Source organism: Streptomyces sp. NPDC049541 (assembly GCF_044465725.1).
GTDB lineage: Bacteria > Actinomycetota > Actinomycetes > Streptomycetales > Streptomycetaceae > Streptomyces.
The window spans coordinates 625,500-647,784 of sequence record NZ_JBITLY010000004.1 but is presented as its reverse complement, the minus strand read 5'-3'; the positions used below and the strand labels follow the sequence as shown (position 1 = coordinate 647,784).

The following is a 22,285-nucleotide window of genomic DNA, read 5'->3' as shown; positions in this document are numbered from 1 at the left end:
ACGGCGGCGGGACCTGCGGTTTCCGATAGCCTCACAGCCGTGACGGAACAGCACTCGCACCAGTTCGAGCGGGGCACGGACGGGCCCAAGGTCATCGTGGTCGGGGTGGACGGCTCGGACTCCTCGATGCGCGCCGCGGCATATGCCGGTGGCCTGGCCAGACGCCAGCACGCGCTGCTCGCCGTGGTCTATGTGCAGCCGGTGATGGCCGCGGGCGCGGCCATGGGTGCGCCGGTCGCCGAGACGACGGACGAGATCGCCGAGGACCTGAAGACCCAGATCCGGGACGCCACCGAGCGGCTCAAGGGGATATACGAGGTCCGCTGGGAGTTCCACACCTTCCGCGGCGACCCCTACAGCGGCCTGGTCAAGGCCGCGGACGAGCTGAAGGCGGACGCGGTGGTGGTGGGCGCCTCCGAGCAGGCCGGGCACCGGATCATCGGCTCGGTGGCCGTACGGCTGGTGAAGGCGGGGCGGTGGCCGGTGACGGTGGTGCCGTGAGGCTCACGGATTGCGGGTGAGGAGCGGTATGCCCGCGGACGGCGCCGTCGTCGGTGGTGAACACCCCGTACGGTGTGCCGGACCGGCGGGCGTGTGCAGCGGTCCCGGTTGCGTTCGTCGCCCTGCAGGAGCAGATCGCTGACGTACGGCAGGCCGCCCGGTGAGGACGCGGACCAGCTCGGCGACCAGGGGCCCCGGGGCGGCGGCGTCGGGAACGCGGGTGAGCACCGTGAACAGCAGGACGACGTCGGCACTTGCCGAGGCGTGCGGCAGGACGGGCGGGGCGGGCAGGACCTCCAGGCGCAGGTCCGGCCTCACGCTGCGGCCCGCCCCCGGTGCGTGAACGTCCTGGTGGCGCCGGGGCCGTTCCAGTAGGCGGCCGGTCCGCCGGGCTCGTTCAGGCGGGGTCGGTGTCGAGTTGGTGGTCGGCCCAGACGTAGCTTTCCGGCAGCAGTTCGGTGACGGGGACGGCGCGGAGGCGGTCGCCTTGGCCGACGATGACCTTCAGGGCGGGGAAGTAGTCGAGCAGCACCTGCCGGCATCGGCCGCACGGAGGCACGACCCCTCGGTCGCGATCGCCCACCGCGACGATCGTGTCCAGTTCGTAGACGCCCTGCGTGGCCGCCGCACCGATGACGACCAGTTCCGCGCAGGGGCCTCCGGTGAAGTGGTAGGCGTTCACGGCGGTGACGATCCGCCCGTCCCGGGCACGGGCGGCCGCGGCCATGGTGTGGTTGTCGCCCCGGCAGCGGGTGCGGGCGACCTGGGCTGCGGCCTCGATGAGTTCGTGATCGAGGTCTTGGGTTCGCGTAGGCATGTCGGCACGGTAGCCGGGGGTACGGCCGGTCGTGGAAGGGGCCTTGGACCTGGGTCCTGACGGGGCCGTGGGCGCGGCTGTTCGGCCGGGTCGCGGCCGAGCCGCCGGTGGCGCTCGTGGTGGACGAGTGCGATGTGGCGTTCGACGAGCGCTTCACGGGCTGTCCGTACGACGCTCCGGCGCGCCGCGAGGCGGTGTGGCTGCGGCCGGGACGGCGCAGGAGCTGTGTCACGCCGCCGCTCCGTGACCGTTCACGCGGTGTGCAGTGCCTCTTCGCGGAGCCGGTCGAGGACCTTCAGGCGGCCCTCCGCGTCCATCCGGCGGGTCGTGATGCGGTCGGCATAGCACCTGCGGAACATCGAGGTGAAGTGGGTGCCGTAGTGGATGTACTCGCCGGGATCCGCATCGGCCTGCGGCCGGGCCACCGCGTTGAAGTTCGGCTCGTGGAAATAGGCGAGGGTGAAGCGCTCGCGGGCGGCCAGGCGGACCTTGTGCGGGGTGGAGAGCAGGGCGCCGCCGGTCATGAACTGCATGATGTCGCCGGGGAAGACGGTGAAGACGCCCGGGGCCGGGGTGACGTAGGTCCAGGGTTCCTCGTGCTCGTAGCGGCCTGCCATGGACTCCTCGGGCAGCCAGTTGCGGCCGCGCTGCTCGCCGGGTACGGGCGGCCGGATGTAGAGGCCGCCGACGTCGTCCTGGGCGGCGATGACGAGGAGGCCGTAGTCGGTGTGGGCGCCGATGCCGCGCTCTGAGGTGGCGTCGGCGGGCGGGAAGCGCAGGACCCGCATATGGTGCCAGCCGTCCACGGTGAGGCGGGTGAAGGTGTCGGGGTCGTCCATGCCGAGGCCCAGCGCGGTCAGTTGCAGCAGGCGGTGGCCGATCTCGCCGAGCGCAGCCATGTACCCCTTCATCGCGCGGGCGTAGTCGGGGGACGGCCAGGGAACGGGGCCGTGGCAGGGCCACTGTTCGATGACGCGGGGGTCGTCGGCGGGGATGTCGGGGCAGACGGTGAAGATCTCCGAGCCGTCCCGCTCCCCCGCGGTCTCCTCCTCACCGGAGGCGACATAGCCGCTGTAGGTGAGGTCGGAGACATGCGCGGCCTTCTCCCGCAGCGGGCGGGCGCAGAAGGCGCGGGAGGCGGCCAAGGCCCGTTCGGTGGCGGCCTGCTGGGCCGGGGTGGCGTGGATCTGGAAGATGCCGTCCGTCTGCCAGGCCGCGATCATCGCCCGGCCGAGAGTCCGGTCGGCGTCCGTGCCGTCGACGACGGGCGGGGGCCGGAAGGTCCGAAGTTGCGTCAGGGGCTGTTTGTCGCTGCTCATTCGAGGTACTCCGCGAGCGAGGCGAGTGGTTGCGCGCCAAACTACTGCGGTGCACTCCTTCCTGAACAGCCGTTCAGTTCAGGTGGTACGGGCAGGTATCTGCGCGGCGTCTTCCCTCCCGGTTGCCGCTGGGCCGTCATGATCGGCCGTCAGGCGTTGCCGAACGTGAAGAGGTGAGGCGCATGGCCCGGCTCAGCATGGGTGAGGGGATTCTCCGCCGCAAACCGATCGAGCACATCGAGGAGACGGAAGTCAGCGAAGGCGCCCGTCTGGACCGGTCGTTGGGGCTGTGGCAGCTGACCGCGATCGGCGTAGGCGGCATCATCGGCGCGGGCATCTTCACACTCGCGGGTACGGTGGCCAACGGTACGGCGGGACCCGCAGTCCTCGTCTCCTTCCTCATAGCCGGCGTGGCGAGCGCCGCGGCCGCGCTGTCGTACGCGGAGTTCGCGGGGCTGATCCCGAAGGCCGGTTCGGCCTACACGTACGGCTATGCGGTGCTCGGCGAGTTCGCCGGCTGGTTCATCGGCTGGGACCTGCTGCTGGAGTACACGGCGATCGTGGCGGTGGTCGCGATCGGCATCTCGGGCTACTTCAGCTTCCTGGTCGAGGACATGGGCGCCGAGTTGCCGAAGTGGATGCTGGGCGCACCGAGCACCGGGAGCGGGCACAAGGTAGATCTGTTCGCGGGGGTGCTGTGCCTGCTGATCGCCTATCTGCTGAATTTGGGCATCAGGAACGCGGCCCGCTTCGAGACCGCCGTGGTGGTGCTCAAGGTCCTGGTCGTGCTGCTGGTGGTCGCCGTCGGCGTCTTCCACATCGACACCGGCAACTACCACCCCTTCTTCCCCTACGGGATCGGCGGGGCGTTCACCGGTGCTGCGACGGTGTTCTTCGCGGTGTTCGGCTACGACGCGATGTCGACGGCGGCCGAGGAGTCCAAGGACGCCCAGCGGCACATGCCGAAGGCGATCATCTACTCGCTCGTCATCTCGATGGTCCTGTACGTGGCCGCCTGCCTGGTGCTGACCGGTATGCAGAACTACCGGCACATCGACAAGGAGAGCGGCTTCTCCTCGGCGTTCAAGTCGGTGGGGCTGAGCGGCCTCGCCGATGTGATCGCGGTCGGCGCGATCATCGGCATCCTCACCGTGATGTTCACCTTCATGCTGGGCGTGACCCGGGTGTGGTTCTCCATGTCCCGGGACGGGCTGCTGCCCAAGTGGTTCGCCAAGACCCACCCGACGCGGCACGTGCCGACCCGCGTGACCTGGATCGTCGGGGTGGCCTCGGCGGTCATCGCCGGGTTCCTGCCGATCGCCGAGGCGGCCGAACTGACCAACATCGGCATCCTGTTGGCGTTCGTGGTGGTGTGCACGGCGGTGATCGTGCTGCGCTACCGGCATCCGGAACTGCCGCGCACCTTCCGGACGCCCTGGATGCCGTTCGTGCCGGCGCTGGGTGTCGTCGCCTCGATCTGGCTGATCACCTATCTGCAGTGGCAGACCTGGGTGCGGTTCGCGGTGTGGTTCGTGATCGGCACCGGGATCTACTTCGGCTACTCGTACCGGCGGTCGGAGCTGGCCGGCCGCTAGGTCAGCGAGGCGAGTGCGGCGGGCGGCACCGCGTCGGCGGCTGCCGAACCGTGCAGCAGGTCCGCGAGGTCATGGGGGCGGGTCTGCTCGCCGGTGGTGGCCGCCGCTGTGATCCGGTCCAGCCGGAAGCCCCGGCCGGCCCGCCGGGTGCGGCACCAGGCGATGAGGTACCAACGGCCTTCTGCGGTGAGCAGTCCGGCCGGTTCCACTTCGCGCTCGCTCTCGCGTCCGGCCGCGTCGACGTAGGACAGGCGCAGCACCTCGGCGTCGGTGAGGGCCCGTTCCACGGCGGCGCGGACCGCGGGATCGGTCCGCGCCGGCAGCGCGACGATCCGGGCGGCGAGTTCCCGGGCCGCCGCCGAGCCCGGACCGGTCATCGAGGCCACGATCTTCTGGTACGCCGTACGGGCCGCCCCGGCATAAGGAGCGGAGGCGTCGGCCGCGGCCAGCGCGGCGGCCAGTGCCGCTGCCTCGTCGGCGGTGAAGTGCAGAGGAGGCAGCGTGGTCGCCGGATCGATCGTCCAGCCCCCGCCGCGCCCGGGCGTGGTGCGCACCGGGACGCCGGAGTCCATCAGCGCCTGCAGATCACGCTGGACGGTGCGGGTGCTGACCTCGAACCGCGTGGCGAGTACGGCGACCGTCAGCGGCCGCGGTGCCGCCGCGCGCAACTCCTCCACCAGCGCATAGAGCCGGGCAGTGCGGTTCATGAGGCCGACGCTACCGTCCCGCCGCGGCGAGGAACTCCCGCTCACGTGCCTGTTCCCGCTCGGTGACGGTCAGCGGGAACAGGGTGAATCCGTGCATCGCACCAGCGACGACGCCGAGCTCCACGGGAGCACCCGCCGCCTGCCACCGCTGGGCCAGAAACAGCGAGTCGTCCAGCAGTGGGTCCTCGGTGCCGACGACGATCCGGGCGGGCGGCAGGCCTGTCAGGTCGGCGTAGAGCGGCGAGATCTCCGGGTCGCGGCGCTGCTCCGCCTCCAATCCCGGGGTGAACAGCTCATAACTGCGGCGCAGTGAGTCGGTGTTGCTCAGCAGCCGCTTCGAGCCGAACGACCGCTGGCTCGGCGTCATCGACAGGTCGTACGGGCCGAACAGCAGCTGGGCCGCCCGGAACGCGCCGGTGATGCGGTGCCGGTCGCGCAGGCGCAGCAGGGTGACGACGCTCAGATGGGCGCCGGCCGATTCGCCGCCGATCAGCAGCCGCCCGGTGCCGAACTCGGCTGCGGCACGGTCGACCAGCCACCGGGCGGCCGCTTCGCAGTCGTCGGGCCCGGCGGGGAACGGGTGCTCCGGCGCCAGGCGGTACTCCACGCTCACCACCGCCAGCCGTGCCTGCGTCGCAAGCCGCCACAGCCTCTCGTCCTGCCCGCCCGCGGAACCGAACGCCCAGCCGCCCCCGTGCAGATGCAGATATACGCCGTCGATCTCGTCCGGCACGAACACCCGTATCCCGACCCCGCCCGCAACGACGCGGTCCCGGCCCTGCGGCAGTCGCACCGGTGGCGTGTTGCCACCCAGCCGGTTGCGCCGCAACAGCGCGAGCACGCTCGCGTCGGGCGTCTGCCCGCGGTTCGGGCGGCTTGCGGCCGTTGCCTCGAACTGCTCGTTGAAGGCCAGGGTCTCGGCGAGGCAGTCCTCGTCTGTGAGAGTCATGACGCCGACCCTCGCAGCCGTGCGCGACAACGCCCTGTCACCCTTTTCCGGTGAGCTGCGTCACGGCGGCCAGAGTGTGGCGTCGGCCCGGGCAACACCGGTGCGACACGGAGGGATTGAGCACTGATGGGTTCAGCTGGACGACATGACGGGCACGGGGCGGTCGTGGCCGCCGTGCTCGGTGTGGTGGCCGTACTGCTGCTCGGCGGGTGCGGGACGCAGGTGGCCGGCCGGGAAGCGGCGCCGTCGGCGACCGGCCCGATCCCGTGGACCGTCTTCGAGCCCTCGGGAGTCACCGGGGCCCGCCTCGCCGACGGCGGCCGTACGCTGCTGCTCGACGCGCAGGTGCCCAGCGGTGCGCGCGCCTGTGTGCGGGACTTCAAGGCGGTGCTCACCCACCCCGTGCAGAAGGACCTCGTGCGGGTCCAGCTCACCTTCTCCTCTCCGTCGGGGGACCGGCGTTCCGGCTGCACCAAGGAGCGGTCGGCCACGGCGCGGGTCCGGCTGCCCGTTCCCCTGGGCGGCCGGGAGGTGGTCGTCGACCACGATGTGCAGTTCACCGCGGACGGCGCGAAGGCGCCCGCGTTGCGGCTGTGCGGGGAACTCGGCTGCACCCCACCGGCGACCGGCTGTACGGACGCCTCCTACGACCAGGCGTTGATGGCGGTCGACGCGCCCGTGCACTCCTACCGGGACACGCAGGAGTGCGACGGCAAGTGGCTGGTCATGGACTTCTCCTGGCGGACCGGACCGGCCTGCGACGACGCCTCGGCGCCCGGCTGCTCGTCCCGGCTCGGTGACCGCTGGTTCTACCGGGCCGGGAAGTCCGGGTGGGTGCCGATCGTCGAGGGGACGGAGGGAGGCTGCCGGGTCGTGCAGCGCGCGGCGCCGGCGTTCCCGACCTCGCTGTGCAGGGGCCTGGCTCCGCTCCCTGCCTTCCTGCACCCGAGTTATCCGCCCGGGTCCGCCTCCCCGAGCCCGCCCCCTCGGCGAGCCGCTCCTAGAGAGCGCGGAGGAACTCCAGCAGGATCTTGTTGAAGACCTCCGGTTTCTCCATGTTCAGGTAGTGGGCGGTGTCCTCGACGGTCCGGGCACGCCCGTCGGGGACGGTGCGCGCGAGACGTTCGGCCGCGTCCAGCAGCTCGGGGGGCTCCAGGGTGCCGTTGACGGTGAGCACCGGGACGTCGATCTTCGGCAGGCGGGACCAGGAGTCGCTCACGCGCACGAGCCAGTCCTTCTCGCCCGGCGTGTGCTTGGAGATCGAGTTGAAGGCCATCTCCCGCAACCGGCGCGCGATGCCCGGGTCGACGTCGTCGGCGCTGCGGTAGGGGCCGGGCACGACCCGTACGAACGCTTCGAGCCAGCCCTCGATGTCGCCGGCGCCCAGGGTGCGGGCGTACTCGGCCTGGATCTGCCGGGTCCAGTCGTCCGTGTACTGGAAGTCGCCGGTCGCCGCGCCGCAGGTGACCACCGCGCGCACGAGTTCGGGGTGCTCCAGCACGGTGTCGGTGGCGATCACGCCGCCCATCGACAGGCCGACGAGGACCGCGGGGCCCGTGTCGAGATGGCGGAGCAGGGCGGCGAGGTCGTCGGCCCAGCGGAACGGCTTGGTGGCGTTGGCGGAGGATCCGTGGCCGCGTACGTCCGGGGCGATCACCCGGTACCCGGCAGCGAGGGCCGGTATCTGGTCCTCCCAGACGCGGTGGTCGACGAATCCTGAGTGGAGGAGGACGACGAGATCACCGGAGCCGGTGTCGAGGTAGGCGAGGTCACCGTCCAAGGACGGGAAGAGGCGAACGTCCGAAGCACCATTCATGACAACCAAGGTGTCATCTTCGGGGAGATTTGACAACCGGGATGTCATGATGGCCAGGTGAACGAGAGCGACAAGCCCCTCACCCCCGACGAGCTGGGCCACCGTTTGACCGAGGTGTTCGACCTGGTGGGCCCGCTGTACCGGCGCGCCGTCCGCAAGGTCGAGCAGGGCGAGGCGGTCGAGGGGATCTCCGTCGGCGTACGCGCCGTACTGGACCTGCTGCGGCAGAGCGAGCCCATGACGGTCCCTCAGATGGGCCGGGTCCTGGCCCTGAGCCGGCAGTTCGTGCAGCGCATGGTCAACGACGCGGCGGCCCAGGGGTGGGTCGAGGCCATCCCCAACCCCGCCCACCAACGATCGTCCCTGATCCGGATCACGCACGAGGGCCGGGCGACCATCAACGCCGTCCTGGACCGGGAGCACCATCTCAACCGGCAGGTCGGCGGGGATCTGACGGATGCCGAACTGCGGGCGACCGTGCGGGTGTTGAGGGAGATGCTGAAGGCCTTGGACCACGTGGACGTCGACTGACTACTGCCCCATGGTCAGCCCGTCCTTCGCCGCACCCCTGCTGAGCACCACGGTGCGGATGGCGTCGCGCACGCCCTTCACCTCGGCGCCCTGGGCGATGGCCTGGTTGAGGTTCACCGCCCGCCCGGCGTCGACGTCGAACATCAGCGGGACGAACTCCGCCTTGGTGACCTCCCAGCGGCCGCCCGCCCGGGCGGGCCGGGTGAAGGTGAAGCGGCCCAGGGTGGACTCGTTGCCTCGCGGATCCTGGACGCCCGGCCTGTTGGACATCTCGCCGGCGATCTGATCGCCCAGGCCGTAGACGACCCAGGTGCCGTTGACCTTCTCGTACGCCTGCGGGACATGGGCGCGGGTGCCGAGGACGAGGTCGACGTCGGGGCGGCCGCCGGTGCGGGAGGCCGTGAGCTGTCGGGCCAGGGTGAGCTGCTGCCGGTCGGGCGCGTCCTGCCATTCGGTGCCCCAGTGCACGCAGACGACGACCACGTCGGCGCCTGCCCGCCGGGCCGCCCGGGCGTCCTCGATGATCCTGTTCCCGTTCAGGAGGCTGACGGCCCACGGCGCGCCCTGGGGCAGCGGGCTGCCGTCGGTGTCGAGGGTGTAGGCGAGGTGGGCGACCTTGGCGGGGCCCGCCCGCAGGATCGTGACGGTGTGCGCCTCGGCCTCGGTGCGGGCCGAACCGGCGTGCCGTACGCCCGCGCCGTCCAGGGCGTCGAGGGTGCGGCGGATGCCGTCGGTGCCGTCGTCGAGGCTGTGGCCGGAGGCGGTGGAGCAGGTGTCGTAGCCGGTGGCAGCGAGGCCCTGCGCGATCTCGGGCGGGGACGTGAACGGGGAGCGTCCTGTGTAGTGGCCGTTCGGGCCGTAGACGGTGTCCATGTGACACAGCGCCAGATCGGCGCGGGAGACGACGGGTCTGACGCCGGAGAACATCGGCCGGAAGTCGTATCCGGCGCCGCCGCCGTCGAAACGGGCGCGGTCGATGATCGAGCCGTGCGGAATGATGTCGCCGGAGGCCACCAGCGTGAAGGTACGGGCCGCCGGGGCCCCCGGGTCTGCGGCACGGGTGGACGCCTGCCGATGCTGGGCCTGGCAGGCCGCGCCCGCGGTCAGAACGGCCATCAGGGCCAGGGCAACCTGTCGTCTCCGTGCAATCATCAGCTCACCCCACTGTTGTCAGATTTACGCATAAATAGGTACGAACCTGAGTCCGCGGCCAAACAACCGCGCCACCCCGATTAACCCGTCCGGTGCCCGCGAACGGGCGCCCCCGGACCGCTCGCGGGGAGCGCGGGACCGTTCGTCGTACCGTTCGTCGACGCGATCGACCGTCCGCCGCAGATCCCGGTACGGACCCTGTCCCGAGGCGGCACCCTGCGGTGCCATACGGCCATGACGGCCGCAACCACCCTCACGAACGCGACGACCGCCGAGCACGAGCTCGCCGCGCTGCAGCGCGAGCACGGCCGCCCCCTCTTCGCGCTGCTGCTGCGGCTCTGCGACGGCGACCGGCAGCGCGCCGAGGACCTGGTGCAGGAGACCCTGGTGCGTGCCTGGCAGCATCCCGAGGCGCTGCGCGCCGACGACTTCGACTCCGTACGGCCCTGGTTGATGACCGTGGGACGGCGGCTCGCCATCGACGCGCGGCGGGCCCGGCAGGCGCGGCCGCCCGAGGTCGGGGACGCGGTCCTGGAGAACGCGCGGGTGATCGGCGACCACGCCGAGCGGGCCGCCGCCGCCCTCGATGTCCGCGAGGCTGTGAAGACACTCACTCCGGAGCACCGTGAAGTCCTGGTGCTCGTGTATTTCCAGGGGGCAAGTGTTGCGGAAGCCGCGCAGACCCTTGGAATTCCTCCCGGTACGGTGAAGTCCCGCGCGTACTACGCGCTGCGCGCCCTGCGCCGGGTGCTTCCCGGATATGCGGCCGACCTGCGGTGAAACCGACGGCCGAGTCAAACCTCCGTAAAGCGCCTTGCTGAGGACCCCGGTTGAGCAATCAGCTGTCCTCATCCGTGTTCCGGACTGGGGGCTCGGGGTCCCGCGACCGGGGCCCGGAGTCGGGCGACGCGCACGCACCGGAGGAAGGCAGGAAGGGATGCTGCACAGAGGTCAAGAGAGCACGGACGGCACCGGCGGCGGTGAGCTGGTCGTCCCGATGGCCTGGCTGTACGCCGAGTACATCGCCGACGAGCTGCTGCGGACGGGCGATCTGATGCCGCCGACGTCCTTCGAGTTCCGCGCCGGGCGCGACGCCCTGGCGCTGACCGTCTTCCTCTCGGACACGGACGGCGAACTCCCGGGGATCCGGGTGGTCTCCCAGCTGGAGACCTGGCTGTCGCTGACGGCGTACGACCAGCCGTGGCAGGACTGGGTGCGCGAGCGGATGGCGAAGCTGGTCGCCCAGGCGGCCGAATCCGGCGGCCCCGCTCCCGACGTGGAACTGGCCCGGGCGGCCTGGCGCTGGCTGGAGGAGACCGAGCTGCTCGCGCCCGACCTGAACGCGGTGCCGGGCGGCGCGGCGGTGGTCGGCGAGGACGAGGGTCCGAAGGTGTGGACGAAGGCGTGGCAACTGGGCCTGCCGCTCGGCCACCTCGCCATCCACCTTTTTTAGCCTCGTTTTGATTTGGACCAATCCGCGGGCCGGGCGGCTCCGAATCCCAAGGTTGCGATTCTCCACATGCCCTGAGTGATTCGACTGTCTGGTGCGTACCTGTGGGAGCAAGGAGTAACCCCACCCGCACCCAACGGCACGAGGATTCGGCATGAGGTCCCAGGAGAGGCATCGCGACGTCGCCGCGTACGCGCTCGGCGTGCTGGACGAGGCGGACGCCTTCCGCTTCGAGGACCACCTCATGGAGTGCGCGCGCTGCGCCGCTCACGTGACCGAATTCGGGCCCATCACCCGGCAGATGATGCTGTACCGCCGGGCGACGCCACGGTTCGTGAGCCCCATGACCAGGCCCGGCCCGCAGCTGCTCGACCGGCTGCTCGGCACGGTGGCCGCCCGGCACCGGGCCGGCCGGCGGCGCTTCCTGTACGCCGTGGCCGCGTCCCTGGCGATCGGGGTGGCCGGGCCGGGAATCGCGATGACGATGGCCGGCGACGGCAGCACCGACTCGGTGCGGATCGCGGCCACCGACGCGAAGTCGGGTGTATGGGCCCAGGTGACCACCGAGGACGCCTACTCGGGCAGCCAGATCAAACTCGAGGTGAAGGACGGCGCGGGCCCGCGCCCCTGTCGTCTGATCGCCATCGGCCGCGACGGCTCCGAGCAGATTCTGACCAGCTGGACCGTTCCCAGCCACGACGCCCGCCCGATCACCATGCAGGGCAGCTCCTCCATGCACACCGGCGAGATCGCCCGCTACGAGCTGCGCACCGCTGACGGGGAGCATCTCGTCACACTCCAGTCCCAGTAGCGCCACCGCAGCAATGCCTCACCGCCCGGTGTGACACCCCCGTCCGGCGCTGCGCTGTAGCCAGTGGCGATGTCGGAATTCGGGATGGGTGTGCACGTGCTGCTGGCGGACCGCTATCAGCTGGAGGAACTGCTGGGCAGCGGCGCGATGGGCGAGGTGTGGCGCGCGGCCGACCGGGTCCTGGGCCGTCCGGTGGCGATCAAGCTGCTGAAGGCGGCGGACACCACCGACATCGAGCGGTTCCGCCTGGAGGCGCAGACCACGGCCCGCCTGAACCATCCGCATGTGGTGGGCGTGTACGACTTCGGCTCCGATCACGGCCGGCTCCATCTGGTGATGGAACTCGTGGACGGCTGGACCCTCGCGCGGGAGACGTCCCAGCGCGGCAGCCTGGCAGCGCGGGAAGCGGCCGCCATCGCCGCGCAGGTGGCGCAGGGGCTGGCCGCCGCACACCGCCAGGGAGTGATCCACCGGGACATCAAGCCCGCCAACGTCATGCTGACCGCCGACCGCACCGTGAAGATCACCGATTTCGGCATCGCCCGCTTCACCGACGAAAACGCCGGCACCGCGACCGCCACCGGAAAGATCCTCGGCACCGCCGACTACCTGGCTCCCGAGCGGGCCCTCGGGCGGTCCGCGCAGCCCGCCTCCGACGTGTACTCGCTCGGCTGTGTGCTGTACGAGCTGCTCACCGGCCGCCCGCCGTTCAGCGGCACGACCTCGCTCGCCGTGGTGCAGCAGCACGTCGACACCGCCCCGCCGCCGCCCCACCGGTTGAGCGCCGCCATACCCCTGCCGCTGTCCGACTATGTGCTGCGCCTGCTGGCCAAGGATCCCGCGCGGCGGCCCAGCGCGGAGGAGGCGGCCGAGTGGCTGGGCGCACAGGAGTGGGAAGCAGACCCGGCCGCATCGGCAGAACCGACGGAGCCGCTGGACCCCGTGGCCCCGGACGGGGCTCGCATCCCCTCGGACGACACGTCCCCACCGCCGCCGCAGGCCGGCGCCCCCGCAGCGCATTCCCGTCCCCACAACCGCCGAAGGCAGGTGTCCAAGGCCCTGCTGGGCGGCGCGGCGGTCGGCCTGTTCGCCGCGGCCACGGCCCTCGGGGCCGCGCTGAACTCCGACGACGACAGCCCTGCCCCGACCGTCTCGCCGAGGCCGGCGCCGACTCGGACGCCTTCCTCGCACACGACGGCCGTCACCTCACCGCCCACGCGCGAGACCGCCACCACCCCCGGCCTGCCGCCGTCCGCTGTCCTGTCCACCGCGCCGGCTCCGCCGAAGAACCACAAGGACGGGCCGCACGGCGGGAAGGACAAGCACGGCAAGGACAAGACGAAGGGCCGCAAGGGGCCGGCCGGCTGATCCGCGCTGCTACTTCAGCAGCCGCGACAGCCTCCGGTCCGCGAGCGGTTTGCCGCCGGTCTGGCAGGTCGGGCAGTACTGGAGCGAGGAGTCGCTGAAGGAGACCTCGCGGATGGTGTCGCCGCACACCGGGCAGGGCTCTCCGGTGCGGCCGTGGACGCGCAGGCCGCTCTTCTTCTCCGCCTTCAGACGGCCGGCCGCCACGCCCCGCGAGCGCTCGACCGCCTCGGTGAGCGTGCTGCGCAGGGCCTCGTAGAGGCGGGCGGTTTCCTCGGGGGTGAGGGTCGCGGCCAGTTTGAAGGGGGACATCTTCGCCGCGTGCAGGATCTCGTCGCTGTAGGCGTTGCCGACGCCGGCGATCAGGCTCTGGTCGCGCAGGGCGCCCTTGAGCCGGCGGCGCTCGGGTCTGAGGAGTTCCGCGAGGCGGCTTTCGTCGAAGTCGTCGGCGAGCGGGTCGGGGCCCAAACGGGCGACGCCGGGGATCTCCTGCGGGTCGTGGACGACGTACACGGCGAGGCGCTTCTGGGTGCCCGCCTCGGTGAGGTCGAAGCCCTCGCCGGTCTCCAGGGCCACGCGCAGTGCGAGGGGGCCCTTGCCGGGACGGGGCGGGCCGTCCGGGAGCCGGTCCTTCCAGTGCAGCCAGCCCGCGCGGGCCAGATGGGTGACGAAGTGCGGGCCGCCGTCCGTCTCCAGGTCGAGGAACTTGCCGTGCCGGTGCACGGCAGTGACCTCACGGCCCTCGACGGCGCTGAGAGGAGGGTCGTACGTCTTCAGTACGCTGATCGCGACGGGCAGCACCCGCACCATCTCGTGACCGACCAGGTGCTCGGTGAGGAAGTCCTTGAGTGCTTCGACCTCGGGGAGTTCCGGCATACGTCCAGAGTGCCACCCGGCACCGACAGTGGCGGGCGGGAAGGTCGTGGCGGGTTCAGTCGCCTTCGGTCCAGTCGCCTTCGGGGACCACGAACTCGCACCACACGCACTTGCCGCCGCCGCGCGCCTCCACGCCCCACACGTCGGTGAGCAGCTCGACCAGGAGCAGGCCGCGCCCGGACACCCCCGACTCCCCCGCCTCGCGGCGGCGCGGCAGGGCGCTGGAGGAGTCCTCGACCTCGACGCGCAGCCGCCGCTCGCTGCCGCCGAGGACCCGGAGGGTGACGATCGCGGATCCTTCGGTGTGCATCAGCGCGTTGGTGATCATTTCGTCGGCGACCAGCTCGATCTCGTCGGCGCGCTCCTTGGCGCCCCAGGCGCGCACCGTGGCCCGGATCATGTGCCGGGCCTCGGTGAGGGCCTCGGGGTCGCCGGGGGCCACGTGCTGCTGGAGCCGGCCGCCGGAGTGCTGGGCCTCCAGGCCGCGGCGGCGCAGCAGGAGCAGGGCCACGTCGTCGTCGCCGCCGCGTTCCTCGGCCACGGAGATGAGACAGTCCGCGAGATCCCGTACGTCGTCCGGGCCGCTGGTGATGAGGGCGGTGAGGGTGCGCATGCCGTCGTCGAGGTCGGCGCCGGGCTGTTCGACCAGGCCGTCGGTGCACAGCAGGAGGGTGTGGCCGGGGTCGAGTTCGAGGGTGCCCACCGGGTATTCGAGGCGCCCGAACTCGGCGGACAGTCCGAGCGGCAGGCCACCCGGCACGGAGATGCGACGGCAGTTGCCGTCGGCGTCGCGGATCAGCGGGTCGATATGGCCGGCCCGGACCACCTGGACCACTCCGGTGGCCAGGTCGGCCTCCGCGTACAGGCAGGTCGCGAAGCGGTCGGTGTCGAGTTCGTGGAGGAAGACGGAGGCGCGGGCCATCACGGTGGCGGGCGTGTGGCCCTCGGCTGCGTAGGCGCGCAGCACGATGCGCAGCTGGCCCATGACGGCGGCCGCGTGCGTGTCATGGCCCTGCACATCGCCGATGACGGCGCCGACCCGGCCGCCGGGCAGTGGGATCAGGTCGTACCAGTCGCCGCCGATGTCGCGGCCCAGGGAGCCCGCGGTGGAACCGGAGCGGTAGCGGACGGCGACGTCGGCGCCGCGGACGCTGGGGATGGTCCGCGGCAGCATCGCCTGCTGGAGGCCGGTGGCGAGGTCCTTCTCCTGCTCGTAGAACATGGCGCGCTGCATGCTCTGCGCGATGCTGCTGCCGAGGGCGAGCAGGACGTTGCGCTCCTCGGGCGAGAAGCCGCGCCGGTCGCTGTAGAGCAGGCCCATGGCGCCGATCGGCCGGGCCTGGACGATCAGCGGGAGATAGGCGGCCGCCGTGATGTCCAGGTCGGTCAGGTGCGGCCACAGCAGCGGGTAGCTCTCGGCGAACTCCTGCGGGGACTCGATGAAGCGGGGCGTGAGGGTCCGTACGACCTCGCTCATCGGGTACGGCTCGTCGATGCGGGTGACGTCGGTGCCGGGCACGAAGCTGCCCGCGGGACCCTCCGCTATCAGCCGGATGCGGCCGGCCTCGACCAGGCCCATCACCAGGCTGGTGGCGCCGAGGTGGGTGAGACCGTGGGTGTCCTTGAGGACGTCGATGACGTCCTGGACGGTGCGGGCGTGGGCGAGGGCGGCCGTGGTGAGCTGGACGACGTTGGTCTGCTCGCGCCGCGCCGCGTCCTCGGCGGCCTCCTCGCTGCGGTCCCGGCTCTCGCTCAGCTCCTGGGTCGCGTCCCGGACGATGCCGATGATCCGGCGGGGGCGGCCCGTCTCGTCGCGCCGTATGTATCCCTGGGTGTGGGTCCAGCGCAGCGTGCCGTCGCGGCAGCGGATACGGAAGTAGGCGCCGTAGTTCTCGCTGCCGTCCTTCAGTGCCTGGGCGACCAGCCCGTCGAGCCGGTAGGCCTCGGCCCTGGGGACCCGGATGGCGAGCGTCTCCGGGTGTTCGTCGTATTCGTCGGGGCGCACGTCGAAGACCTCGTGGGCCTGGGCGTCCATGTGGAACAGACCGGTGTCCAGGTCCCAGTCGAAGCTGCCCATGCGGTTGAGCGCCAGGATCGGATCCGGGTGGGCGGGCCAGTCGTCCGGGAGAGACAGGGCGCTCACGCCCCGATCAACCATGGGCCCACCTTGCCAGGGTTCCCCCGATTCTTCGACCGGGAAGCAGCGACGAATTCCCGGCTCTCCCGTAGCCATCGACGCTCGGTCGTCGAAACCGTTCCTGCCGCCTCACGTCAGGCAACTCGTCACTACCGTCTGCGTCACTCACTTGGGTTACGCAAGCGGAAGATGGACATACGGAGAGTCACATAGGGTACGGCGCGACAATGGAGTGAGGAGCGCACGGCCGTGGAGTGGTTCATCGCACCCGAGTACTGGTGGAGCCGGCTGGTCTTCCAGCGGGCTCTGGCCGGGCTGTACCTCGTGGCGTTCCTGACGGCGGCCCTGCAGTTCCGTGCGCTGATGGGCGAGCGGGGCATGCTGCCGGTCCCCCGCTTCGTCGGCCGGGTGCGCTTCAGGCAGGCCCCCAGCCTGTTCCAACTCCACTACTCGGACCGCTTCTTCGCCGCCTGCGCCTGGACGGGCTGCGCGGTCTCGGCGGCACTGATCACCGGAGTGGACTCCCGGCTCCCGCTCTGGGCGGGGATGCTGCTGTGGCTGATCCCCTGGGTGCTGTACCTCTCGATCGTCAACGTCGGCCAGACCTGGTACGCCTTCGGCTGGGAGTCGCTGCTGCTGGAAGTCGGCTTCCTCGCGGTCTTCCTCGGAAACGACGAGGTGGCCCCGCCGATCGTGGTCCTCTTCCTGCTGCGCTGGATCCTGTTCCGGGTGGAGTTCGGCGCGGGCCTGATCAAGATGCGCGGCGACGCGTGCTGGCGGAAGCTGACCTGCCTCTACTACCACCACGAGACCCAGCCGATGCCGGGCCCACTGAGCTGGTTCTTCCACCACCTCCCCCGGCCCCTGCACCGCATCGAGGTGGCCGCCAACCACGTCACCCAACTCGTCGTCCCCGTGCTGCTGTTCACCCCTCAGCCGATCGCCACGGCCGCCGCCTCGCTGATGATCGTCACCCAGTTGTGGCTGGTCCTGTCGGGCAACTTCGCCTGGCTGAACTGGATCACCGTCGTCCTCGCCGTCTCCGCCCTCAAGCTCCCGGCCGGTCCGCCGTCCGCCGTGCCAGGCGCCCCGCTCTGGTACGAGGTCGTGGTCCTCGCGGTCGCCGCGCTGCTCCTCGGGCTCAGCTACCACCCGGTCACCAACATGATCTCCCGCCGCCAGATCATGAACCGCTCCTTCGACCCCCTTCACCTGGTCAACACCTACGGCGCGTTCGGCAGCGTCAGCCGCATCCGCTACGAGGTGGTCGTCGAAGGCACGGACGATGCCGTACCGCACGAGGACTCGGACTGGCGGGAGTACGAGTTCAAGGGCAAGCCGGGCGATCCACGGCGCTGGCCGCGCCAGTTCGCGCCCTACCATCTGCGCCTGGACTGGCTGATGTGGTTCGCCGCGCTCTCGCCCTCGTACGCCGGCCCATGGTTCGGCGCCCTCGTGGAACGCCTCCTGGAGAACGACCGCGACACCCTCCGCCTGCTGCGCCGCTCCCCGTTCCCCCCGGACGCCCCGCCCCGCTACATCCGGGCCCGTCTCTTCCGCTACGAGTACACGAGCTGGCGGGAGCTGCGGGAGACGGGGGCGTGCTGGGAGCGGACGTATGTGCGGGAGTATCTGCCGCCCACGCGGTTGGCGGGGGTGGCTCAGCGGAGCTGAGCGGGGGCTACGCCGTCCCCACTTTCGGGCCGGCGGCCGCCGGCTTGTCCCGGCACCTCGTGCGCGGAGGGCACTTCCCTGCTGGGTGTGACGACGGCATCGGGCCGCCTGGCGTACCTGCCCGATCCGGTGGTCGTCGACCGCGCTCTCGCCGATCGTCTGCAGGCACCGGGCGGCCTCAGAGCCGCTACCGGTTCACCGGGCCGTGCGGGGAAGAAGGGTGCAGCGGTATCCGCGCCGACTGCCGCTGGTTCGCGCAGCGTGGCGTGGCCGCGTGCCGGGTCTGTCCCACGGTCGTCGCCGATGCCGGCGGCAGCGCCACCTACCGTTCTGCCCGTCCTGGTCAGAGTCCGTAGACGCGGTTGGCCGTTCCCTCGAAGATTTCGATGCGGTCCTTCTCGGCAAGTTGGGCGGTCAGCTCTTCTGCGGCGGAGAGTACTTCGCCGTACGTGGCCCCTTCCGTGCACACCGGCCAGTCCGAGCCGAACATCAGGCGGGTGGGCCCGAAGGCCTCCAGGGCCGTGTCGGTGTACGGGCGGAGGTCGTCGACGGTCCATGAGCCGGGGGCCGCCTCGGTGACCAGGCCGGAGAGTTTGGCGGTCGTGTTGGGCAGGGCGGCGAGGGCGCGCAGGTCGGCCGCCCAGGGTTTCAGGACTCCGGAGGCGATGGGCGGCTTTCCCAAGTGGTCCAGGACGAAGGTGAGTTGGGGGAGGTCGGCGGCCGCCCTGGTGCAGGCCGGCAGTTGGTGCGGGAGGACCACGAGGTCGTAGACCAGACCCGCTTCGGCCAGGGCCGCGAGGCCTCTGCGTACGTCCGGGCGCAGCAGCCACTCGGGGTCGGGTTCGCCCTGGACCTGGTGGCGGATGCCCTTGAGGTAGTGGCCGCCGAGGAGTTCACACAGGCGGGCAAGTTCGTCGGTGATGTCCGGGCGGGTGAGGTCGGTCCAGCCGACCACACCCGCGATCAGGTCATGCGCGGCGGCCAGGGCCAGGAACTCCGGGGTCTCCTCCGGCACCGTGATCGTCTGGACGAGGACCGTGCGGTCGACTCCGGCCGCCCGCGCCACCGGAGCAAGGTCGTCGAGGGTGAAGTCGCGGCGGAGCGGGCTGGCTTCGGGGATCCAGTCCTGGTCCCGGACGGCGAGGTCCCACACGTGCTGGTGGGCGTCCACCGTCATGGCAGCTCCCAGACCACGGGCAGGCCCGCGGCCGCGCCCGCGTCGGAGTAGTCGTGCACGACGTCCAGCAGCTGCGCCATACGGGCCTGCCAGGCGATGTTGACCGGGAGTTTCTCCAGCTCGGCGAGGAGGCGGGCGTAGTCCTCGCACTCCAGTACATGGAAGAGGTCGGTGCCGCTGCGCCAGATGGTCCAGGAGGCGGCTCCGGCCGCCCGGATCGCGTCCGTCAGTTCCTTCGGGACCTCGCGGTGGGCGGCCTCGTACTCGGCGATGCGGTCCGCGCGGACCTTGGTGTGCAGGGCGACTCTCATGACGCTTCCTCCGCGGGCACGGGGGCTTCGGCCGGCAGGAGCCCTTCCGCGCGCAGCTGCTGCCAGAAGGCGGCGGGAGGGGGCGCCGCGAACTGCTCGGCGCAGTCGCGGACCTCCGCCGCCGAGCGAGCACCCACGAGGACGCTCGCGACCGCCGGATGGGCGGCGCAGAAGGCGAGGGCGGCGGCCCGCAGCGTGGTGCCGTGCCGGTCGGCGACCGCCTTCAGGTGCAGAGCGCGGTCCAGCAGCTCCGCCGGCGCGGCCGCGTAGTTGTACGTCGCTCCCGGCTTGGGGTCGGCGAGCAGACCGGAGTTGAAGGCACCGCCGATGACCACCGACGTGCCGCGTTCCTGCGCCGCGGGCAGGAGTTCGGTGAGCGCCGGCTGCTCCAGGAGCGTGTACCGACCGGCGCACAGCACGACGTCGACGTCGGTGTCGCGCACGAATCGGGTGAGCATCTCGGCCTGGTTCATGCCCGCGCCGATGGCGCCCACGACGCCTTCCGAGCGCAGCTTCTCCAGCGCCGGGTAGCCCTCGTGGAAGGCCTGTTCGGCGTGGTCGTCCGGGTCGTGGAGGTAGACGACGTCGACGCGGTCGAGGCCGAGCCGTTCCAGGCTGGCCTCGATGCTGCGGCGTACGCCGTCGGCGCTGAAGTCCCACACACGGCGGTGGGTGGCGGGCACTGCGAAGCCGTTGGCGAGGTCGTCGCCGCCCTCGCCGGAAGGCTCCAGACGGCGGCCGGCCTTGGTGGAGATCGTGTAGGCGGTACGGGGGTGCTCGCGCAGGGCGGCGCCGAGGCGGCGCTCGGACAGGCCGAGGCCGTAGTGCGGGGCGGTGTCGAAGTAGCGGATGCCCTGCTGCCAGGCCGCGGCCACCGCCTCGCGGGCCTGTTCCTCGCTGACCTCGGTGTAGAGGTTGCCGATGACGGCACCGCCGAAGGCCAGGGCGCTGACCTCGACGGCGCTGCTGCCGAGCCGGTTCACTGGCCCACCGGCCTCAGACGCAGGCCCTGCATGCCGCCGTCCACGGCGAGCGAGGTGCCGGTGGTGGCGCCGGACAGCGGGCTCGCCAGGTAGGCGATGGCGCCCGCGACTTCGGCCGCGGAGACAAGGCGGCCGGTGGGCTGGCGGGCCTCCAGCGCGGCGCGCTCGGCGACGGGGTCGTCGGCCGCGTCCAGCAGGCGGCCGACCCACGGGGTGTCCGCCGTGCCGGGGTTGACGCAGTTGACGCGGATGCCCTCGCGGACGTGGTCGGCGGCCATGGCGAGCGTCAGCGAGTACACCGCGCCCTTGCTCGCGCAGTACAGCGCGCGCTGCGGCAGGCCCGCGGTGGCGCCGATGGAACAGGTGTTGACGATCGCCGCGTGCTGCGAGCGGCGCAGATGGGGCAGGGCGGCGCGGGCGACGCGGACCATGCCGACCACGTTGATGTCGAGGACGCGGTGCCATTCGGCGTCGTCGTTGTCCTCGACGGTGCCCAGCGCGCCCACACCCGCATTGTTGATCACGATGTCGAGGCCGCCGAGCTCGGCGACCGCGGCGGCCACCGCCTCGCGTACGGACGCGTCGTCGCTGACGTCGGCGCGGAAGCCGAGCAGCGGCTTGTCGACCGAGGACGGGTCGAGGTCGAGTACGGCGACCTGGGCCCCGCGCGCGGCGAGGAGCTCGGCGGTCGCCCGCCCGATGCCGGAAGCCCCGCCCGTGACCAGGGCCTTCAGACCCTCGAAGTCGCTCATGCCGCCCGTCCTTCTTTCTTCTCGTCGAGGTCTGCGGCCCAGAAGGTACCGCCGGGAAAGGTGTACCGCGCGATGGACTCCGGGCGCATGGCGGCCGAGAAACCGGGCGCTGCGGGTGCCGTGTAGTGACCCTTGTGGATCACCACCGGATCGAGGAAGTGGTCGTGCAGATGGTCGACGTACTCGATGACCCGGTCCTCGGTGGTGCCGGAGACCGCCACGTAGTCGAACATCGACAGGTGCTGGACGAGTTCGCACAGGCCGACGCCGCCCGCGTGCGGGCACACCGGCACCCCGAACTTGGCCGCGAGCAGCAGGATCGCCAGGTTCTCGTTGACGCCGCCGACGCGGGCCGCGTCGATCTGGAGGACGTCGAGGGCGCCGGCCTGCAGCAGCTGTTTGAAGACGATGCGGTTCTGGACGTGCTCGCCGGTCGCCACCTTGACGGGCGCCACCGCGGTGCGGATGGCGGCGTGGCCGAGGACGTCGTCGGGGCTGGTGGGCTCCTCGATCCAGTACGGGTCGAACTCGGCCAGGGCCCGGGTCCAGCGGATCGCCTCCTCGACGCCCCAGCGCTGGTTGGCGTCGATGGCCATGCGGACGTCGGGGCCGATCACCGAGCGGGCGACCCGGCAGCGCCGTACGTCGTCGTCGAGGTCCGCCCCCACCTTGAGCTTGATCTGGGTGAATCCGTCGGCGACCGCCTGGGCGGCGAGCCGGGTGAGCTTCTCGTCGCTGTAGCCGAGCCAGCCGGCGGAGGTGGTGTAGCCGGGGTAGCCGCGCTCCAGCAGCCGGGCCGTGCGCTGTTCGGAGCCCGCGCGGCCCCGGCGCAGGATCTCCAGCGCCTCCTCGGGCGTGAGCGCGTCCGTGAGGTAACGGAAGTCGATCTGGGCGACCAGCCACTCGGGCTCGGCCTCGGCGAGCAGCCGCCACAGCGGCTTGTCGGCGCGCTTGGCCGCCAGGTCCCACACGGCGTTGACGACCGCGCCGATCGCCATGTGCATCACGCCCTTCTCGGGTCCCAGCCAGCGCAGCTGGCTGTCGCCGATCAGGTCGCGGTAGACGGCTCCCGGGTCGGCACACACCTCGTCGACGGACCGTCCCACCACGTGGTGGCGCAGCGCGTGGATCGCGGCGACCTGGACATCGTTGCCACGCCCGATGGTGAAGGTGAAGCCGTGCCCCTCCGGCTCGTCCTCGCGGTCGGTGCGCAGCACCACGTACGCGGCCGAGTAGTCGGGGTCCGGGTTCATCGCGTCGGAGCCGTCGAGCTCGCGCGAGGTCGGGAACCGGATGTCGTAGGTGTCGACCGCGGTGATGCGGCAGGAGGGGCCGGGCGTCGGGGACACGGGGGGCCTTTCG

General features: G+C 71.4%; 23 protein-coding genes. 9 read left to right on the top strand and 14 right to left on the bottom strand.

From position 1 onward, the window contains the following. The first annotated feature begins 39 nt into the window (after positions 1-39). Complete coding sequence (locus ACIBW9_RS18805; protein WP_398956306.1) at positions 40-501, top strand: universal stress protein; 462 nt, start codon at positions 40-42, stop codon at positions 499-501. Between the two features lie 3 nt (positions 502-504). Here ACIBW9_RS18805 and ACIBW9_RS18800 read toward each other — a convergent pair whose 3' ends face one another. The 3 genes from ACIBW9_RS18800 to ACIBW9_RS18790 all read right to left on the bottom strand — a co-directional run bounded on the left by ACIBW9_RS18800 (position 505) and on the right by ACIBW9_RS18790 (position 2,637). Further along, positions 505-819, bottom strand: coding sequence for a hypothetical protein (locus ACIBW9_RS18800; RefSeq protein WP_398956303.1), 315 nt, complete (start codon positions 817-819; stop codon positions 505-507). A 79-nt stretch (positions 820-898) separates the two neighbouring features. Then, a complete protein-coding gene (locus tag ACIBW9_RS18795; protein WP_398956301.1) occupies positions 899-1,318 on the bottom strand; it encodes a cytidine deaminase in 420 nt (139 codons plus the stop codon). A 251-nt stretch (positions 1,319-1,569) separates the two neighbouring features. Continuing rightward, a complete protein-coding gene (locus ACIBW9_RS18790) occupies positions 1,570-2,637 on the bottom strand; it encodes a 2-oxoglutarate and iron-dependent oxygenase domain-containing protein (RefSeq protein ID WP_398956299.1) in 1,068 nt (355 codons plus the stop codon). A 182-nt stretch (positions 2,638-2,819) separates the two neighbouring features. Between ACIBW9_RS18790 and ACIBW9_RS18785 the strand changes: the two genes are divergently transcribed. Further along, the gene (locus tag ACIBW9_RS18785) at positions 2,820-4,232 is read left to right on the top strand and encodes an amino acid permease (protein WP_398956297.1); all 1,413 of its coding nucleotides are present in this window, start codon (positions 2,820-2,822) and stop codon (positions 4,230-4,232) included. Here ACIBW9_RS18785 and ACIBW9_RS18780 read toward each other — a convergent pair. Continuing rightward, a complete protein-coding gene (locus ACIBW9_RS18780; protein ID WP_398956295.1) occupies positions 4,229-4,939 on the bottom strand; it encodes a helix-turn-helix transcriptional regulator in 711 nt (236 codons plus the stop codon). The genes ACIBW9_RS18785 and ACIBW9_RS18780 overlap by 4 nt on opposite strands. A gap of 10 nt (positions 4,940-4,949) precedes the next feature. Further along, on the bottom strand, positions 4,950-5,888 hold the full coding sequence (locus ACIBW9_RS18775; RefSeq protein ID WP_398956293.1) for an alpha/beta hydrolase: 939 nt from the start codon (positions 5,886-5,888) through the stop codon (positions 4,950-4,952). Positions 5,889-6,014: 126 nt separating this feature from the next. Here ACIBW9_RS18775 and ACIBW9_RS18770 point away from each other — a divergent pair, with 126 nt between their 5' ends. After that, entirely contained in the window at positions 6,015-6,926 is a 912-nt protein-coding gene (locus ACIBW9_RS18770) for a hypothetical protein (protein ID WP_398956290.1), read from the top strand. On the opposite strand, the gene ACIBW9_RS18765 is transcribed toward ACIBW9_RS18770, so the two are convergent. Next, positions 6,889-7,704, bottom strand: a complete 816-nt coding sequence (locus ACIBW9_RS18765; protein WP_398956288.1) for an alpha/beta fold hydrolase — start codon at positions 7,702-7,704, stop codon at positions 6,889-6,891. The genes ACIBW9_RS18770 and ACIBW9_RS18765 overlap by 38 nt on opposite strands. A 57-nt stretch (positions 7,705-7,761) precedes the next feature. Here ACIBW9_RS18765 and ACIBW9_RS18760 point away from each other — a divergent pair, with 57 nt between their 5' ends. Continuing rightward, positions 7,762-8,235, top strand: coding sequence for a MarR family winged helix-turn-helix transcriptional regulator (locus ACIBW9_RS18760; RefSeq protein WP_398956285.1), 474 nt, complete (start codon positions 7,762-7,764; stop codon positions 8,233-8,235). On the opposite strand, the gene ACIBW9_RS18755 is transcribed toward ACIBW9_RS18760, so the two are convergent. Next, positions 8,236-9,387 carry a CapA family protein gene (locus ACIBW9_RS18755; RefSeq protein ID WP_398956283.1) on the bottom strand — a complete coding sequence of 384 codons (1,152 nt, stop codon included), beginning with the start codon at positions 9,385-9,387 and terminating at the stop codon, positions 8,236-8,238. A 234-nt stretch (positions 9,388-9,621) separates the two neighbouring features. Between ACIBW9_RS18755 and ACIBW9_RS18750 the strand changes: the two genes are divergently transcribed. From ACIBW9_RS18750 to ACIBW9_RS18735, 4 genes are all read left to right on the top strand, one after another. Then, positions 9,622-10,167, top strand: a complete 546-nt coding sequence (locus tag ACIBW9_RS18750) for a sigma-70 family RNA polymerase sigma factor (RefSeq protein WP_398956281.1) — start codon at positions 9,622-9,624, stop codon at positions 10,165-10,167. A 157-nt stretch (positions 10,168-10,324) separates the two neighbouring features. Further along, positions 10,325-10,840 carry a hypothetical protein gene (locus ACIBW9_RS18745; protein ID WP_123969135.1) on the top strand — a complete coding sequence of 172 codons (516 nt, stop codon included), beginning with the start codon at positions 10,325-10,327 and terminating at the stop codon, positions 10,838-10,840. 151 nt (positions 10,841-10,991) lie between these two features. Continuing rightward, on the top strand, positions 10,992-11,648 hold the full coding sequence (locus ACIBW9_RS18740) for a zf-HC2 domain-containing protein (RefSeq protein WP_398956279.1): 657 nt from the start codon (positions 10,992-10,994) through the stop codon (positions 11,646-11,648). A gap of 69 nt (positions 11,649-11,717) precedes the next feature. Continuing rightward, positions 11,718-13,016, top strand: a complete 1,299-nt coding sequence (locus tag ACIBW9_RS18735; RefSeq protein ID WP_398956277.1) for a protein kinase — start codon at positions 11,718-11,720, stop codon at positions 13,014-13,016. Between the two features lie 9 nt (positions 13,017-13,025). Here the strand turns inward: ACIBW9_RS18735 and ACIBW9_RS18730 are convergent, their stop codons facing one another. Together ACIBW9_RS18730 and ACIBW9_RS18725 are read right to left on the bottom strand one after the other, a co-directional pair. Next, a complete protein-coding gene (locus tag ACIBW9_RS18730; RefSeq protein WP_398956275.1) occupies positions 13,026-13,889 on the bottom strand; it encodes an Fpg/Nei family DNA glycosylase in 864 nt (287 codons plus the stop codon). A gap of 55 nt (positions 13,890-13,944) precedes the next feature. Next, positions 13,945-16,047, bottom strand: coding sequence for a SpoIIE family protein phosphatase (locus ACIBW9_RS18725; RefSeq protein ID WP_398956272.1), 2,103 nt, complete (start codon positions 16,045-16,047; stop codon positions 13,945-13,947). A gap of 228 nt (positions 16,048-16,275) precedes the next feature. Between ACIBW9_RS18725 and ACIBW9_RS18720 the strand changes: the two genes are divergently transcribed. Beyond that, complete coding sequence (locus tag ACIBW9_RS18720) at positions 16,276-17,700, top strand: lipase maturation factor family protein (RefSeq protein WP_398956270.1); 1,425 nt, start codon at positions 16,276-16,278, stop codon at positions 17,698-17,700. Positions 17,701-18,043: 343 nt separating this feature from the next. On the opposite strand, the gene ACIBW9_RS18715 is transcribed toward ACIBW9_RS18720, so the two are convergent. Genes ACIBW9_RS18715 through ACIBW9_RS18695 form a run of 5 tightly spaced genes read right to left on the bottom strand, consistent with a single transcriptional unit; the run spans position 18,044 to position 22,272 of the window. Next, complete coding sequence (locus tag ACIBW9_RS18715) at positions 18,044-18,877, bottom strand: amidohydrolase family protein (protein WP_398956268.1); 834 nt, start codon at positions 18,875-18,877, stop codon at positions 18,044-18,046. Then, the gene (locus ACIBW9_RS18710; protein ID WP_398956266.1) at positions 18,874-19,188 is read right to left on the bottom strand and encodes an L-rhamnose mutarotase; all 315 of its coding nucleotides are present in this window, start codon (positions 19,186-19,188) and stop codon (positions 18,874-18,876) included. Before ACIBW9_RS18710 ends, ACIBW9_RS18715 begins: the two co-directional genes overlap by 4 nt. Further along, positions 19,185-20,171, bottom strand: a complete 987-nt coding sequence (locus ACIBW9_RS18705) for an aldo/keto reductase (protein WP_398956264.1) — start codon at positions 20,169-20,171, stop codon at positions 19,185-19,187. The genes ACIBW9_RS18710 and ACIBW9_RS18705 overlap by 4 nt, the downstream gene beginning before the upstream one ends. Next, a complete protein-coding gene (locus ACIBW9_RS18700; RefSeq protein WP_398956262.1) occupies positions 20,168-20,923 on the bottom strand; it encodes an SDR family NAD(P)-dependent oxidoreductase in 756 nt (251 codons plus the stop codon). The genes ACIBW9_RS18705 and ACIBW9_RS18700 overlap by 4 nt, the downstream gene beginning before the upstream one ends. Beyond that, entirely contained in the window at positions 20,920-22,272 is a 1,353-nt protein-coding gene (locus ACIBW9_RS18695; RefSeq protein WP_398956260.1) for an L-fuconate dehydratase, read from the bottom strand. The genes ACIBW9_RS18700 and ACIBW9_RS18695 overlap by 4 nt, the downstream gene beginning before the upstream one ends. Positions 22,273-22,285: the final 13 nt, after the last annotated feature.

Excerpts from the sequence above, each read along its gene's own strand:
- ACIBW9_RS18755 (WP_398956283.1), bottom strand. The coding sequence starts at position 9,387 with ATGATTGCACGGAGACGACAGGTTGCCCTGGCCCTGATGGCCGTTCTG.
- ACIBW9_RS18785 (WP_398956297.1), top strand. The coding sequence starts at position 2,820 with ATGGCCCGGCTCAGCATGGGTGAGGGGATTCTCCGCCGCAAACCGATC.
- ACIBW9_RS18740 (WP_398956279.1), top strand. The coding sequence starts at position 10,992 with ATGAGGTCCCAGGAGAGGCATCGCGACGTCGCCGCGTACGCGCTCGGC.
- ACIBW9_RS18710 (WP_398956266.1), bottom strand. The coding sequence starts at position 19,188 with ATGAGAGTCGCCCTGCACACCAAGGTCCGCGCGGACCGCATCGCCGAG.
- ACIBW9_RS18700 (WP_398956262.1), bottom strand. The coding sequence starts at position 20,923 with ATGAGCGACTTCGAGGGTCTGAAGGCCCTGGTCACGGGCGGGGCTTCC.
- ACIBW9_RS18715 (WP_398956268.1), bottom strand. The coding sequence starts at position 18,877 with ATGACGGTGGACGCCCACCAGCACGTGTGGGACCTCGCCGTCCGGGAC.
- ACIBW9_RS18770 (WP_398956290.1), top strand. The coding sequence starts at position 6,015 with ATGGGTTCAGCTGGACGACATGACGGGCACGGGGCGGTCGTGGCCGCC.
- ACIBW9_RS18795 (WP_398956301.1), bottom strand. The coding sequence starts at position 1,318 with ATGCCTACGCGAACCCAAGACCTCGATCACGAACTCATCGAGGCCGCA.
- ACIBW9_RS18725 (WP_398956272.1), bottom strand. The coding sequence starts at position 16,047 with ATGGTTGATCGGGGCGTGAGCGCCCTGTCTCTCCCGGACGACTGGCCC.
- ACIBW9_RS18735 (WP_398956277.1), top strand. The coding sequence starts at position 11,718 with ATGTCGGAATTCGGGATGGGTGTGCACGTGCTGCTGGCGGACCGCTAT.
- ACIBW9_RS18745 (WP_123969135.1), top strand. The coding sequence starts at position 10,325 with ATGCTGCACAGAGGTCAAGAGAGCACGGACGGCACCGGCGGCGGTGAG.
- ACIBW9_RS18790 (WP_398956299.1), bottom strand. The coding sequence starts at position 2,637 with ATGAGCAGCGACAAACAGCCCCTGACGCAACTTCGGACCTTCCGGCCC.
- ACIBW9_RS18780 (WP_398956295.1), bottom strand. The coding sequence starts at position 4,939 with ATGAACCGCACTGCCCGGCTCTATGCGCTGGTGGAGGAGTTGCGCGCG.
- ACIBW9_RS18750 (WP_398956281.1), top strand. The coding sequence starts at position 9,622 with ATGACGGCCGCAACCACCCTCACGAACGCGACGACCGCCGAGCACGAG.
- ACIBW9_RS18765 (WP_398956288.1), bottom strand. The coding sequence starts at position 7,704 with ATGAATGGTGCTTCGGACGTTCGCCTCTTCCCGTCCTTGGACGGTGAC.
- ACIBW9_RS18730 (WP_398956275.1), bottom strand. The coding sequence starts at position 13,889 with ATGCCGGAACTCCCCGAGGTCGAAGCACTCAAGGACTTCCTCACCGAG.
- ACIBW9_RS18775 (WP_398956293.1), bottom strand. The coding sequence starts at position 5,888 with ATGACTCTCACAGACGAGGACTGCCTCGCCGAGACCCTGGCCTTCAAC.